Annotated in this window: 12 protein-coding genes; 6 read left to right on the top strand and 6 right to left on the bottom strand. The window is 50.0% G+C overall.

Features of this window, described 5'->3' with window-relative positions; all coding sequences use genetic code 11:
• Positions 1-409: 409 nt before the first annotated feature.
• Positions 410-1,003 (bottom strand): Uma2 family endonuclease, encoded by a 594-nt coding sequence (locus ACLD72_RS24195; protein ID WP_411001911.1) that lies wholly within the window; start codon positions 1,001-1,003, stop codon positions 410-412.
• A gap of 149 nt (positions 1,004-1,152) precedes the next feature.
• Between ACLD72_RS24195 and ACLD72_RS24190 the strand changes: the two genes are divergently transcribed.
• The gene (locus ACLD72_RS24190) at positions 1,153-1,326 is read left to right on the top strand and encodes a hypothetical protein (RefSeq protein ID WP_251595274.1); all 174 of its coding nucleotides are present in this window, start codon (positions 1,153-1,155) and stop codon (positions 1,324-1,326) included.
• Positions 1,327-1,431: 105 nt separating this feature from the next.
• On the opposite strand, the gene ACLD72_RS24185 is transcribed toward ACLD72_RS24190, so the two are convergent.
• Genes ACLD72_RS24185 through ACLD72_RS24165 form a run of 5 tightly spaced genes read right to left on the bottom strand, consistent with a single transcriptional unit; the run spans position 1,432 to position 6,780 of the window.
• Positions 1,432-2,904: a glycoside hydrolase family 1 protein gene (locus tag ACLD72_RS24185; RefSeq protein ID WP_411001910.1), complete on the bottom strand. Its 1,473-nt coding sequence runs from the start codon at positions 2,902-2,904 to the stop codon at positions 1,432-1,434.
• Positions 2,894-4,186, bottom strand: a complete 1,293-nt coding sequence (locus tag ACLD72_RS24180) for a PTS sugar transporter subunit IIC (protein ID WP_458476190.1) — start codon at positions 4,184-4,186, stop codon at positions 2,894-2,896. The genes ACLD72_RS24185 and ACLD72_RS24180 overlap by 11 nt, the downstream gene beginning before the upstream one ends.
• Positions 4,187-4,205: 19 nt before the next feature.
• Complete coding sequence (locus tag ACLD72_RS24175) at positions 4,206-4,499, bottom strand: PTS sugar transporter subunit IIB (RefSeq protein ID WP_411001908.1); 294 nt, start codon at positions 4,497-4,499, stop codon at positions 4,206-4,208.
• A 2-nt stretch (positions 4,500-4,501) separates the two neighbouring features.
• Positions 4,502-4,840 carry a PTS lactose/cellobiose transporter subunit IIA gene (locus ACLD72_RS24170; protein WP_411001907.1) on the bottom strand — a complete coding sequence of 113 codons (339 nt, stop codon included), beginning with the start codon at positions 4,838-4,840 and terminating at the stop codon, positions 4,502-4,504.
• A 14-nt stretch (positions 4,841-4,854) separates the two neighbouring features.
• Positions 4,855-6,780 carry a BglG family transcription antiterminator gene (locus ACLD72_RS24165; protein ID WP_411001906.1) on the bottom strand — a complete coding sequence of 642 codons (1,926 nt, stop codon included), beginning with the start codon at positions 6,778-6,780 and terminating at the stop codon, positions 4,855-4,857.
• A gap of 169 nt (positions 6,781-6,949) precedes the next feature.
• Between ACLD72_RS24165 and ACLD72_RS24160 the strand changes: the two genes are divergently transcribed.
• The 5 genes from ACLD72_RS24160 (at position 6,950) to ACLD72_RS24140 (ending at position 14,270) form a co-directional block, all read left to right on the top strand.
• On the top strand, positions 6,950-8,665 hold the full coding sequence (locus tag ACLD72_RS24160) for a sensor histidine kinase (protein ID WP_411001905.1): 1,716 nt from the start codon (positions 6,950-6,952) through the stop codon (positions 8,663-8,665).
• A gap of 139 nt (positions 8,666-8,804) precedes the next feature.
• Positions 8,805-10,379: a response regulator gene (locus ACLD72_RS24155; RefSeq protein WP_411001904.1), complete on the top strand. Its 1,575-nt coding sequence runs from the start codon at positions 8,805-8,807 to the stop codon at positions 10,377-10,379.
• A 326-nt stretch (positions 10,380-10,705) separates the two neighbouring features.
• On the top strand, positions 10,706-11,626 hold the full coding sequence (locus tag ACLD72_RS24150; protein WP_411001903.1) for an ABC transporter permease: 921 nt from the start codon (positions 10,706-10,708) through the stop codon (positions 11,624-11,626).
• A gap of 60 nt (positions 11,627-11,686) precedes the next feature.
• Complete coding sequence (locus tag ACLD72_RS24145; protein WP_411001954.1) at positions 11,687-12,622, top strand: carbohydrate ABC transporter permease; 936 nt, start codon at positions 11,687-11,689, stop codon at positions 12,620-12,622.
• Between the two features lie 49 nt (positions 12,623-12,671).
• Positions 12,672-14,270 carry a DUF3502 domain-containing protein gene (locus tag ACLD72_RS24140; RefSeq protein ID WP_411001902.1) on the top strand — a complete coding sequence of 533 codons (1,599 nt, stop codon included), beginning with the start codon at positions 12,672-12,674 and terminating at the stop codon, positions 14,268-14,270.
• The last annotated feature ends 13 nt before the right edge of the window (positions 14,271-14,283 follow it).

Below are 14,283 nucleotides of genomic sequence, written 5' to 3'. Positions count from 1 at the left end.
AACCATAAATCTACAGATAAAACTATAAAAATTCTAAAAATGGTAAAATAATACTACAAAAGATGCGGATTGAGCCTGTATCTTACCTAGATTCCTACGTTTGGCACATACTCTTACGTTTGGATTGGCGAGGTAATGTAGGGGGGATGGGGGGGGGCGTTAAGTTTTCGAGCGATGCTATCGCCCTTTGGAAATCTAACGGTTGTAGCAGCGGCTATTCTACGAAAAAAGACCTTTTCAAAATTCTAACGGTTGCAGGCGCCGTTATTTGCCTTAATCCAGGTGAAAATAGCCGGGATTAAGTGAAATAAGCGCCATGGCAACCGTTAGAATCTGATATCTATAAAAATGACGGCGGCGCCAGACGGCCAACATGCCATCCGGTGCCGCCACTTTGCCGGTCTTCTCTTCACCCCGGCAGCCCTTCGGCTGCGTCAACGACCTGTCCCATCGTAAATGAGACACAGGGAAGACGCTCCGACCGGACCGTCTCCTCGCGGTCAAACACTTCCAGCAGCTCGTATTTGCCGTCCTTCAGCACATACTGCTCCAGCGACTCGTGGGCCGGATCGATGATCCAATACTCCGGAATTTGATAGGCGGCGTACGCTTTCAGCTTGCTGTGCTTGTCCCGTTTGACGGAATGGGGCGAGAGGATTTCCGCGACCAGATCGGGAATCCCTTCGATTCCCCGGCGGGTGATAATTTCGATCCTGCTGCGGTGCACCATGACCAAATCCGGCTGACGGACCTCCGTTTGAGACAAAATGAGATCGACGGGAGAGGCGAAAATGATATATTCTTGCTGGCAGCTGTTCATCAGTAAATGGTGAATTTGCGAGCTTATCACTTGGTGTTTGGGCGTCGGCGCAGGCGTCATCAGCTCCAGTACACCGTCCGCCAACTCATAGCGCTTACCGTCGTCGGGCAGCCGGGCATAATCGTCGTAGGTGGCAGGCTGCTCTTTAATGATAGGTTTTTGCTTATCATCTCGGGCTTTCATAGGGTCCCCCTTAAGAACGATCTGCTTAAATTATACCATACAGCCCTTGGCCCGGCGTTTGAAGGATCGACGACACTTGCCGGCTGCAGGTATATTCAGGTAAATATTAGCAATAATAGAGACAACTCTATACGGAAGGAGCAAAGCTAATGGATGCTACTCTTGGAGCTGATGAGGTTGTCCGCAGAATCAAGCAATTGCAAACGGAAGGCAGTTCGCTAAGTAAAAAGCAGATCAAGCAACATGATCCGGAGTTGATGCGCAACGCTTTGTTTTATTTTCCCAGCTGGGAACACGCCGTAAAAAATGCCGAAGGTTTATAAACGGGATAATAATAAGGGGCTGTCCATTATTGGGACAGCCTTCTGATTAAATTATTTTAGCAGGCAGGTGAGTTTTTGCCTTCAAGCTGATTTTCAGCAAGTGTACTAAAGGTCAGCGCCGTTGGAGGCGATCACCTGCTTGTACCAGTAGAAGCTGTCTTTTTTATACCTTTTTTGCGTCCCATTACCCTGATCGTCTTTATCTACATAAATGAATCCATAGCGTTTGGACATCTCAGAGGTTCCGGAAGACACAATATCTATGGCAGACCACGGGGTGTAGCCTATTAACTCGACTCCATCCCTAATCGCTTCTTTCATTTGGGCAATATGCTCACGCAGGTAGCTGATTCGATAGTGATCGTGAATCTTATTGTCCTCCAGCTTGTCTTCCGCCCCCAGTCCGTTTTCTACAATAAAAAGCGGCTTCTGATATCGGTCAAAAATGGTATTCAAGGAATAGCGGATGCCTACGGGGTCAATCTGCCAGCCCCAGTCCGATGCTACCAGATACGGATTACGTATCCCCCTCGTCAGGTTCCCCTCCGTTTCATCCAGCTGGGCCAGTCTCTCTTTACTGTTACTGGTTATGGCGGATACGTAGTAGCTGAAGCTGATGAAGTCGATGATGTTGTTCTGAAGAATCTCGGTATCCCCTGGCTCCATGACAATCTCAATCCCGTTGTCTTCAAAAAAACGATTCATATAGGCAGGATAAGCTCCACGCGCCTGGACATCCATGTAAAAGAAATTATGATACTGATCATCCAGCATAGCCTGCAAGACATCATCCGGATGACAGGTGGCCGGATAAGTAGTCAGTCTGGCAATCATACATCCGATTTGGCTGTTCGGCGCAAACCGACGGCACTTCTCGACCGCCAAGGCACTGGCCACAAACTGATGATGTATCGCCTGATAGCAATCCTGAAGGTAATGCTCGGAGCGATCCTCAACCAGTCCGGTTGATTTAAAGGTGGAGAAGCGGCCTGCATTGATCTCGTTGAATGTGATCCAGTAGCGGACCCGGTCCTTATAGCGTCGGAACAAAAGCTCGGCGAAACGGATAAACATTTCAATGACCTTACGGTTCTTCCAGCCGCCGTATTCATTCACGATGTGCAAAGGCATTTCGAAATGAGAAAGGGTGACCAAGGGTTCAATATTGTATTTTTCAAGTTCAGTAAGTACCCGGTCATAGAATTCAAGTCCCTTTTCATTGGGAAGAAGCTCATCTCCTTTGGGGAAGATCCGGCTCCAAGCGATGGAGAACCTGAATACCTTGAACCCCATCTCGGCGCATAAGCGGATATCCTCTTCGTAGCGATGATAGAAATCGATTCCTTCCCGTTTGGGGTACCCCTTCGTGCCCGTCTCACGCAGGGCTTTTTCAATAACGGATGAGGTAATATTCAGATGCTTGGACAAGTCCCTGCGGTCTGAATCAGGGTCGTAAAAGGAGATGTCCGATACAGAGATTCCTTTATGATCCTCTCCAAATCCTCCCTCGGCCTGACAAGCGGCGATGGCTCCTCCCCACAAAAAACCTTCCGGAAATCCTTTTTTACTATGCTCCATGTGCTGCCTCCTGCTCCAGTGCATTTCTCTCATCCTCCAAAGATCGTTTATCAATGAGGCGGAAGAATGGATAGTATATTAGAATTTGCAGCGCTATACAAACAAACTGCAAAATAACCAGCGGGATACCGCCGTTGACGAATGAATTAAGGATAATAGGTGTCCCCGCCGGAAAATGAGTTCCGTTGGCGATGGGAACAATGCCGAGCGCCATCGACCAATAAGCTACGCTGGATACAATGATCGGCCCGAATACAAAAGGAATCAGCATGAACGGGTTGAGTACAATCGGCGCGCCAAAGATGATGGGCTCATTAATACTGAAAATCGAGGCCGGGAAAGCGAGCTTGCCCAGCGTCTTGTAACGCTTGCTGCGCGAGAAGAAAGCCAGCAGAATGGCCAAGCCGAGCGTTGCTCCGGAGCCGCCGACCACCACAAAGGAGTTGTAGAAGCCGCCGCTCAAAATATTATGGTGCGCTTCACCGCGGCTGATGGACTCCAGATTTTCCAGGCCCATAGGCAGCCATACACTGTAGAAAATTGGGCTGACCACCATGAAGCCATGAATACCAAAGAACCATAAAATTTGGACAACGAATACAAAAATGACAAGTGACCAGTAGCCTCCGCCGATATTATGCAGCGGCGCCTGAATGAATGTATAAATCATCTGATGCAAGCTTCCAAATTCCGTTAATGACGATAAGTAACTGATCAATGTAAACAAGATAACAATGACCGTACCCGGAATCAGGTTGGCGAAAGTTTTGGCTACGGTGGGAGGAACTCCCTTCGGCATTTTAATGATCCAGTTTCTCTCCACGATCGTAACATATAATTTTCCGACGATCAGACCTACGATAATGGCCACGAACAATCCCTGCGCACCTAGAAATTGAAAGGTGAATGCGTTGGCTTCATTAACCTTGGTGATCGGTGTCAGAATGAAGAATGACATTAAACTGATCAAACCAGCCCCGGCATTGTCGACCTTCGGATTGAGGTTGCTCACGAGACGATAGGCCACGAAGAATACGGCATACACGGACAGGAGTGTAATCAGTACGTTTGCCGGTATTTGAAAAATCGGTTTTAGTCCGGTCTTCTGGATAAAATTCTGATAGCCCTCTATGTTGAGATTGGCAAACAGGGTCGCGAATGAGCCCAGCATCAATACAGGCATAATGGAGGTCAGGGCTTCGGATATGGACGACAGGTACTTATTCTTGCTGATTTTGCTTGCAGTTCCGATTACGGATAATTTCAACTTATCAAAGTTCATGCTCACTAGAGGGCCTCCCTTAATTGAGCAGACTTAAGGCGCTTTTCAGCACCTTCTCGCCGTCCATCATGCCATAGTCCATCATATTAATCGTCATGACCGGAATCGGAAGAGTCCGCTTCATCTCGGCTTCCATATGTCCTATTTGCGGCCCCAGCAGCACAACATCTATATCCGTGAACTTCTCCATCTCACTCTCTGCTGTAGCATCGATGAAGACCTCGATTCCTTCGGCAGCCGCAGCCTCCTTCATTTTCTCGACCAGCATGCTTGTAGACATTCCCGATGAGCACACGAGCAGTATCTTCTTCATATTCAGTCCACCAATCCTTTCAATTTCTGTTCAAGCGTCTGGCGTTGTCGAATCTCCTCAATCAGCTCTACGATCAATTCCCGTACCGTCAAAGCATTCATTAAATGGTCCTGGGCGTGAATCATCAGAATGGTGACCTCCGTTTTTTCACCGCGTCCTTCAGCTTGGATCAGTCCGGTTTGCACTTTGTGCGCTTTTCCCAATTGCTCTTTAGCCTGCTTCAACAGCTCGCTTGCTTCTTCCAGCCGGCCTTCTCTGGCAATGCGCACGGCTTTCAGGCACAAGCTTCTGGCTTCTCCGCTGCTGGCGATAATTTGCATGACGATTTGTTCAAATTCCATATGGTTTCCCACTCCTATAGTAAATTCTCGATTTCTTTCATAAATTGCTCGAAGCTGGTTACGGCCAAAATTCTGCTGCGCACATCGTCTTTTTCCATCAGCGTAAGCAGCAGCTTGCTGATTTCTTTGTGCAAAAACAACTGGCCGGGCTGCAAATTGATGATAAAAATGCATTGGACCAGTTTGTCTTCAAACAGGGCCGGTTTTTTCAACAGCGTCACATTAATGCAGTCCTTGATTGCGCTCATCCGCATGGGATGGGGTCCGGCTACGCCGTTTTTGTAAATCGTCGTAAATTTCCGCTCCCGCAGTAAAACCTGGCGGGGGAAGTCTTCTGCCGCGTACTGCTTGCCGACGATTTCTTGGCAGCGCTCCTCCAGCAGTTTCATATAATCTTCGGGACCGGACAGATGGAACAATTCTCGCCGGAATAAATCCTTGAAATCGCTCAGCTTATAGGATGGGCGCGATGGATCGATTCTAAGGGAAAGCAGCTCGCGAATGCGCTGTATTTCCTGGTCATCCAGCAGGCTTTTGATATGAATGACCGACTTTTCCTTGAAATCGGTTGCCAAAGGCACCGTAGTCAGAATCAAATCCACCGGCCGGTTCAGCATGTCTTCCATTTCGGAAATTGAGGCCGTAATTACGGAGGCTTTCGGAAAAACCGCTTCCAGTTTCAGACGGATTAAATGCGCGCTGCCCGCTCCCGTCGAACAAATGACCGCGATTCGTTTGAACTGCTCCAGATTTTGCTGCTTTTTGCGCTCCAGATGAGTGGCAAAATGCAGGGCGACGTAGCCGACCTCATCCCGGGACATTTTAAATCCGTACTGCTCCTCAATAATTTCGGCAAAGCGGAATGAGATGACAAACACGTTGGCATATTCGCTGTACACGTCTTCCACCAGCGGATTGTCGAGCTGCAGGTTGTAATACAACCGGTTCAACAGCGGGAACATATGCATCAGCAGCGATTGCTGGAGGTCTTCATCCAGGCTGAAGCCCGTCAGGAACTCTTGATCAAGCCGCCTTAAAATAACGCTGATACCCTGCTGCAGCTCCTGTTTCGTGTCCTCGCCAATATGCTCCACAATCGTTTTGCCCGAAATATGCAGCGCAAGGTAGTCCATTTCGTCGGGCGGAAGCGTCATTTCGTAATGTTGTTCCACAAAGTCCGCAATTTTTCCGGCAATATCGCGGTACAGGGGTTCGGGCGTTTTGAGCATGGCTTGTCCGCTGACAATATAGTTGCTTTTGGAGATGCGGTAGAGCAGGATAAACAGATGCGTGACGATATTGTTTAGAAACACATCGGAAATCCGCAGTTCTTTTTCCTTCAGCACCTGCAGCAAATAGGCTTTCAATTGATCCTTATGCGCGTCAAACTTGCGGCTGAATTTGTTGAAGTCCTCGTTTTGCTCAATCGCCTGATGATTCTGAAGAATAAAATGCGAAAAAGCTTTGCGGATATTTTTTTCTTCCCCTTCAATTTTCACCCCGTAATGGGAGCGCCGGAGCAGCTCGAGCTGAAAGGGGGCGATTTTCAGCTCGACCTCCTTCAAATCGGAAGTCAGCGTCGTGCGGCTGATGCCCATCTCTTCCGCAACCTGGTCCATGGACTTAAAGGCATCGCTCTGAAGCAAGTAATAAATAATATATTGCTGGCGGGAAGCCGCATTATCCGAATCTACCATGCTCCTGAGTCGGCGTACATGCTCCAAATAGGCGGCAAACCGGTTTTCTTCCTCGATTTCAAGCAGGAATCCCTGATTCCGGATGGTCTTGATGCCAAATCCGTGTTTGGCTCCCGTCCGATCCAGGGAACGAATGACTCCCCTAACCGTCCTTTCGCCAAGCCCCACTTCCGCAATCAACTCGCTCATCCTGACCGGAAGCCTTTTGGTGTACAAAATATGCAGTATGGTGTATTCTCGCATGCCGTTCCCTCTTTTTTTGATACTAGTATCTTTAAGCAATACAACCGGTTATGGCTTAAGCATAGGGGAAGCGTTCTCAAAAGAACATAGCATTTTTTGCAATTTGAAACGGCAAGGATTGTTAGGATTCGCTGTTCCCTTTGGCGCTTCCCGCCGATATGATGGATGTATGAGAAAATATATCCCTTTTACCTACAAAATGCTAATTCCTTACCTGCTGCTTGTCCTGCTGACGGATGCCATTATCGGCTACACTTCTTATTCGATGCTGATCCAGTCGAGAACGGAAATGGCGGAGTCGAACATTCGGACAGGCATGGAGCAGGCCCGAAGCAACATCCGTTATCAAATGGACGAAATCCAGCGGATGTCGGACACGTTGTTCAGCAACCTTGCTTTTCAGCGGGCGCTGCAGACCAAAGGGGAAGCCTACGATATCTACTTGGCCATGCTGGATAAGATCGTCCCTGAAATCACCGCGCCGCTGAAGTTATTCGGAAACGATATCCGGTTAATGTTATATACGCTCAATGATGAGCTGTATTTCGTATCGGGCGACAACCTGGAGGAGCCGATCAAGGACAGCGATTATTATATTCTGCCCTTCGATGACATTAAAGACAGCGCCTGGTACAAAGAGTTCAAGGATTCGGAGCGGGACAACATCTGGCTGCAAATCGATACGGACCAGCGGCTCGGGAATATTTCGCACATCCGCAGGCTGGTGTCGTACAGCGGAAATATGACCGTCATCGGCTATGTGCGCATCACGGCGTCGTTGGACGACCTGTTCGGCGATTTCTCCACTTTTCCCGTTGAGGAGGGCATCACCATCCGCCTGATCGATACGGCTTCATCCGGGGAGCTGCTGTACCAGCGGGGCAGCGCAGCGCAAAGCTATGACGGCAATTCCTACTTAAGTCTGAAGGAACCGATTCCAGGAACGGATTTCGTGATCGAAGCGCTGGTGCCCAAAGCTTATTTAACGAAGGACGCCGGCCGGCTGCAGCGGGTGATCTTTACCGTCTGCACGATCAGCTTTGCCTGCATGGCGGCCATTGGCTATATCGTCGCCCGCTTGTCCGGCCGCAAGATGAAGCGTATCGTTACACTGGTGCGCTCGTTTCAGGACGGCAATTTTCAGAAGCGGATCCGCTTCTCCGGGAACGATGAATTCGTCCACATCGCCGATGCGTTTAACGTCATGGCCGCCAATATCCAGACGTTGATCAACAGCGTTTACGTGCAGGGCATCCAGAAAAAACAGGCTGAGCTGGAGGCGCTGCAGGCGCAGATCAACCCGCATTTTCTATACAATACGCTGTCCACGATCAGCAGCCTGGCCAATTTGGGAGAAGCGGAAAAAGTGACCCAAATGGTGCAGGGCTTATCCCGTTTTTACCGCCTGACCTTGAACCAGGGCAACGTGTTTACGCCGCTCGAAAACGAATTAAAGCAGGTCGAGACGTACCTGGACATACAACGCGTCAAATACGCCGGGGCGTTTACGGTCCATATCGATGTGGCCCCCTCCATTTTGCAGGTCCAGGTAATGAAGCTCATTTTGCAGCCTTTTGTGGAAAACAGCTTTAAGCACGCCTGGTTCGGTGAAACGATCGCCATCATCATCAAAGGGCAAAGAATAGGCGATCAGATCGAGTTGAAGGTGATCGACAACGGCATCGGCATGCGGCCGGAGACGAAGAGCCGGTTATGGATCGGACCAAGCCAAACCGGAGGCTACGGCGTCAAAAACGTAAACGAACGAATCAAGCTGCGGTACGGCGATAAATACGGGATTCGCATCGCCAGTGTTTACGGCGGGGGAACGACGGTGCGCATCATGCTACCAGCCAACACGGAGGACCAGCCCGCTTTGGAGTAACCCGGTAATTTATCGGATGGGAATCATCACCAAATCTCTTGAAATCGGTGAATTTGTATAGGTTTTCGTTGAAAACCGCTATATTCTTGGCAGGTACCTGCAAGTATGCTCGAAATATATGGAGCGGAGGATGACAGTTATGAAAATCAATGTACTGCTGGTTGATGATGAAGCGGTTGACCTTGAGTGGCTGCGCCGCAGGGTGCTGGCCGGTGGATTGAATCTCCAGGTGATGGCTACGGCCAACAATGGCTTCAATGCGTTAAAAGCGATGGAGCAGGAGCGCATTGACTTGATCCTGTCCGATATCCGCATGCCGATTATGTCGGGGATCGAATTTGCCCGCAAAGCGAAAGAAATTAATCCGCAAGTCAAAATTGTATTCATCAGCGGCCATGATGATTTCGAATACGCCAAAGAAGCGATTAGAATCAGCGTTTCAAACTATTTGCTGAAACCGGTGGAGGACCAGGAATTGTACAAAATGCTCGGCGAGCTTTGCGCCGAAATCGAGCGCGAACGCGACCAGGACCGAACGTTTGCGGAAGCGCTGACCTTGGTGAATGAGGAACTGCTGCTGCGCTGGCTGAACGACATTTCCCCGGAGCAGGTGGAGGGCCATATCCGCGGGTTTTTGGACACGCTCTTGAAAACGGGAACGGCGGCCGCTTTGGTCGAAATCGATGATCTCGAATGGAAGTCGGGGGCAATGGCCGAGGACGAACGGCGCCGGCAAATCCATAAGGTGATGGATTTTGTTCAGCATTTTTCGCTGGAAATGAAGATGGGCACTTTTCTCGTCAATCATCCGACGAGGTTCGTCCTGCTGTCGGCCGTTCCGGAAACGACGTTTCTGGAAATGCTCGAAGAGCTGATCCGTGCCGTTCGGCAGATTTCTCCGTTTTCCGTTTCCGTCGGCGTCGGCGGGTTTGCCTATGACGGGCAGCAGCTGCGCGAGTCCTACCGCCAGGCCCAAGCGGCGCTGAGCGCGAAATGGCTGGTCGGCAAAGATCGGCTGATCCGGGAGGCCGGTGTGTTTTCACCGGAAAGCCGGTTTGCGTCCAAGCGGACGGATGAAATCCTCGAGCGGATGCTGAAGGCGATTCTGCACTATGACCTGGTCACGATCGACGACTGCCTGCTGGAGCTTTTTTATCAAGGGGCGCCCCTCGCCCAGAAAAACGATGTTTACGACCTGATCATCCGAATTACGACCAAACTCCATGCCGATTTGCGGGAAATGGGCGAAAACTTGTACGAGCTGCTGAAATGGGATTCGCATCAGCCGGTGCTGCTGTTCCAGTTTGAAACGATCCATGACATTATGTCATGGCTGCGCAGACGGTTTTTTGAGCTGTCGGAGCTGCTTTACGCCAAAAAGCAGAAGCAAAAGCGCAAGCTGATCCGGGACATTATGGAGTACGTGGAGAACAATTTGGAGCAAAAAATCACATTGAAAGAGGTGGCTGCGTTTTTTGACTTTACCCCGAATTATTTGGGTTATCTGTTTAAAGAAGAGACCGGTGTGCATTTCAGCGAATATTTGAACGACCTGAAGACGAAACGCGTGTGCGAGCTGCTGACCGATCCGACCTTAAAAATCTACGAAATCGCCGAGCAGATGGGCTATAAAAATATCATTTATTTTAACCGCCAATTCAAGCAGGCCACCGGGATGACCCCGGGCGAATACCGCAAAACGCACAAAATATAAGAGGTAGTTGAACACGCACTATGAAGTGTTTTTCAGGTTTCGTGGAATTAGTATTACTTTTTGTTGCTTTGCTGAATCCCCTTTGAAAACGCTCCCTTCTATAATGAGACATATAGTGCGTGTTCAACAAGTCGGCTTTTCAGCACCGAGAAGGTTGGATGAAGACTGGGACTGAGTAGCGGAGCGTACGTTTTGGGTACGTGAGCAACGGAAGGCCCGGCTGAATTCAAGATTCGACGTCGAGCCTGCTTCCTGACCTGCTTCGTGATCAAAAGACGACTTTTTGAACTACCTCATATAGAGACAACCAAGAGGGGATGGATCAGATGAAAGGACCCGGCTTTTGGAGCGATGTGAAAAAATATAAAGTGCTGCTGCTGATGCTGGCGCCGGCCGTTTTGTTTTTTCTGTTGTTTGCTTACATACCGATGGCGGGCATCGTATTGGCCTTCAAACAGTACAACTATACCGGCGGGGTGTTCGGGAGCCCGTGGAACGGACTCGACAATTTTCGCTTTTTCTTCGACTCCGGGGACGCCTGGCGGGTTACGAGAAACACCGCGCTGTACAACTTAGCGTTTATCGTCGTCAACAACGTCGTGCAAATTTTTGCGGCGGTTTTGCTGTTTGAGGTGGCCGGGAACTGGTTCCGCAAAATCACCCAAACCGCGCTTTTTCTGCCCTATTTCATCTCCTGGGTTGTTGTCGGCGCGATTGCGTACAACCTGTTCAACTACGATTACGGAACGATCAACGCGCTGCTGAACGCCGTCGGCCTGGAATCGATCGACATCTACAATACCGCGGCCTATTGGCCGGTAATCCTCATCGTCGTGTCGGCCTGGAAAACGCTCGGGTACGGAACGATCATGTACCTGGCGGCGATTACGAGCATCGATACGGAAATGTACGAAGCGGCGGAAATCGACGGCGCCAACGTGTTTCAACGGATTTTCAAAATTACGATTCCGAATTTGTATCCTACCCTCATCATTTTGGTCCTGCTCGCCATCGGGAACATCTTCCGCGGCGATTTCGGGATGTTCTACAATATGGTCGGCAACAACGGCCTCCTGTTCTCGGCTACGGACGTCATCGATACTTTCGTGTTCCGGTCGCTGACAACGTCGAACGAAATCGGCATGTCCGCCGCCGCCGGCTTCTACCAGTCGATTCTGGGTTTTGCCACGATTATGCTGGCGAACTACGCGGTGCGCAAATACGACAAGGATCGCGCTTTGTTCTAACGGCCGGGACGGCTCAATGAACTCGAACGACTTATACAGGAGGTTAAAGATATGAGTACGATGGCTCCGAAGTACAGCAATCTGGACCCGGCGGTGAAGCCGGGAGAGAAAAAACGCAGGTCCGCTGACCGCATGCTGCTGCAAATCATCGGGTATACCGCATTAACGTTGTTCGCCTTATTTTGCATCTTTCCGTTTATTCTTGTCATCTCTTCCTCACTCACCGAGGAGAGCAAAATTATCGAAGACGGGTTCCAGCTCATTCCGACGGCTTTTTCCCTGGAAGCCTACGGCATTTTGTTCAAATATCCACAAGAGATGCTAAAAGCTTACGGCATCACGATATCGGTCACGTTACTCGGCACCTTTTTCGGCCTGTTTTTGACCTCGATGACCGCATACGTACTGTCGAGAAAAGATTTTAAATGGCGGAACCACTTTTCGTTTTTCTTCTTTTTTACGACGCTGTTCAGCGGCGGACTTGTCCCGTGGTATTTGCTGATCGTCAACTACCTGAACCTGAAAGACACGTTAATCGTGCTGATCCTGCCGATGCTGATGAACGTGTTCTATATCATCGTGATGAAATCGTTTATGAGCAGCATCCCCGAGGCGATCATCGAATCGGCGAAAATCGACGGGGCCAGCGACTTTCAGATTTTTATCCGGTTCGTTCTGCCTTTATCAAAACCGGCTTTGGCCACGATTGGCTTGTTTATCGCCTTGGGCTACTGGAACGACTGGTACAATGCGCTGCTCTTCATTTCCAATTCTGATCTGATGCCGCTGCAATACTACTTATACCGGCTGCTCGGCAATATGGACGGCATGCGCAAAGCGATGATGGCCGCAGGTGCCGTCATGAGCGTGGACATTCCGACCGAAAGCTTGAAAATGGCGATGACAATCGTCGCCACCGGCCCGATTATGATCGCATATCCGTTTATTCAACGCTATTTCGTGCAAGGCCTGACGATCGGGGCAGTTAAAGGATGACCTCAGGGGAAACCTGGTTATCAATATAGCATTTAGGGGGAACTCCAGTATGAAAAAGGTGAGAAAGAAAGCAACGTTTCTGTTGGCCATGGTATTGGCGCTGACGACATTGCTGGCTGCTTGCGGCGGAGGAGGAGGCAATAAAGCGGCCAGCGAAAATACCTCCGGCGCGGGAGCCTCAAACAATACCGCTGCGAATGCAGCTACAGCGGCAGACGGCTCTGCGGACTTGTCTCAGGAAGTGAAGCTCAAAATGCTGCTCATCGGCGGCAAACCGACCGATTATGATGAAGTGTTCGGCAAGCTGAACGAGCTGCTGAAAGAGAAAATCAACGCCACCGTAGAAGCCGAGTTTCTCGACTGGTCGGACTGGACGCAGAAGTATCCGCTGAAATTCGCTGCCGATGAAAATTTTGATATCGCTTACACCGCAAACTGGGCGTTCTACAACGACCAGGTGCAAAAGGGCGGCTTCCTGGAGCTGACGGATGAAATGCTGCAGAAGTACGCGCCGCAAACCTGGGCGGCGATGCCGCAAAGCTCCTGGGACCAAGCCAAAGTGGGCGGCAAGCTGTACATGGTGCCGAACAACAACCAGGAAGTGACCGACAAAGTGGTGCTGGTTCGCGAAGACCTGCGCAAAAAATACAACCTTGAGCCGGTGAACAGTCCGGTAACCTACGCCGCCTATTTGAAGGCGATCGGCGCAAACGAAAAAGGCATCAGCCCGTTTGGCGCCAAACCGGCCGATGGCTGGAAATGGCATGAGCTGGACCAAATTTTGCTGGAGCAGCAAAACGAATGGAACCTGGTCGATTACAACTTCCCGCTCGCCTATAAAATCGACGATCCGGCCGGTAAATTGTTTAATGTCTACGATACGCCCGAATTCAAAAGCCTGATTGCGTACTACAAAGATTTGGCCGACAACAAAGGCTGGTCCAAAAACATCGTCAGCAACAAAAACGACGTATTCCAGGACATCAAAGCGGGAAAAACATCCTCCTACGCGCAAAATCTGGGGACGATCTCAAGCAATGTCGGCGAAATCCGCCGCGACAAGCCGGAGATGGAAGTCACGGTTGCCGATCTGACGCCGGACAAGAAAAAGATCGGGGCAATTTCGACGCAAAACGGCCTGGCGATCCATGTTTCCTCCAAAAACGTGGAGCGCTCGCTGATGCTGATCGACCTGCTGCAAAACGACAAGGAAATCCACGACCTTACGATGTACGGCATCGCCGGTAAGCATTATGAACCGGTGGGCGATGACAAATACAACCCGGGACCAAGCTTTACGAACTATAACTTGTCAGGTTTTTCCGTTTGGGGCTGGAACTCGCTGCTGAACCGCACCGATGCTTCTTATCCGGAAGAAGGCACGAAAATGCTGGACGACTGGCAGTCCAAGGTGTACCATTTCCCGCTGGAAACGTTCGTTTTTGACGATACGAAGGTGAAGAACGAAATCGCCAACGTCGGCAACGTGATGCTGCGTTATGCGATTCCGCTCGAATACGGGCTGATTAACGATCTCGATAAAGGCCAGGCCGATTTGATCAAGCAACTGCAAGCCGCCGATCTGGACAAAATCCAGCAAGAGCTGCAAAGCCAAATCGACGTTTTCCTGGCTGCAGGGCCGAAATAAGTCTTTCATTTGA

The organism is Paenibacillus lacisediminis (genome assembly GCF_046567315.2).
Note: the sequence above shows the minus strand (reverse complement) of the source record. Positions and strands in the feature narration are given on the sequence as shown.

Bases quoted from the DNA above. Each gene is read 5' to 3' on its own strand.
- ACLD72_RS24195 (WP_411001911.1), bottom strand. From the start codon at position 1,003: ATGAAAGCCCGAGATGATAAGCAAAAACCTATCATTAAAGAGCAGCCT.
- ACLD72_RS24190 (WP_251595274.1), top strand. From the start codon at position 1,153: ATGGATGCTACTCTTGGAGCTGATGAGGTTGTCCGCAGAATCAAGCAA.
- ACLD72_RS24185 (WP_411001910.1), bottom strand. From the start codon at position 2,904: ATGGAGCATAGTAAAAAAGGATTTCCGGAAGGTTTTTTGTGGGGAGGA.
- ACLD72_RS24180 (WP_458476190.1), bottom strand. From the start codon at position 4,186: ATGAACTTTGATAAGTTGAAATTATCCGTAATCGGAACTGCAAGCAAA.
- ACLD72_RS24175 (WP_411001908.1), bottom strand. From the start codon at position 4,499: ATGAAGAAGATACTGCTCGTGTGCTCATCGGGAATGTCTACAAGCATG.
- ACLD72_RS24170 (WP_411001907.1), bottom strand. From the start codon at position 4,840: ATGGAATTTGAACAAATCGTCATGCAAATTATCGCCAGCAGCGGAGAA.
- ACLD72_RS24165 (WP_411001906.1), bottom strand. From the start codon at position 6,780: ATGCGAGAATACACCATACTGCATATTTTGTACACCAAAAGGCTTCCG.
- ACLD72_RS24160 (WP_411001905.1), top strand. From the start codon at position 6,950: ATGAGAAAATATATCCCTTTTACCTACAAAATGCTAATTCCTTACCTG.
- ACLD72_RS24155 (WP_411001904.1), top strand. From the start codon at position 8,805: ATGAAAATCAATGTACTGCTGGTTGATGATGAAGCGGTTGACCTTGAG.
- ACLD72_RS24150 (WP_411001903.1), top strand. From the start codon at position 10,706: ATGAAAGGACCCGGCTTTTGGAGCGATGTGAAAAAATATAAAGTGCTG.
- ACLD72_RS24145 (WP_411001954.1), top strand. From the start codon at position 11,687: ATGGCTCCGAAGTACAGCAATCTGGACCCGGCGGTGAAGCCGGGAGAG.
- ACLD72_RS24140 (WP_411001902.1), top strand. From the start codon at position 12,672: ATGAAAAAGGTGAGAAAGAAAGCAACGTTTCTGTTGGCCATGGTATTG.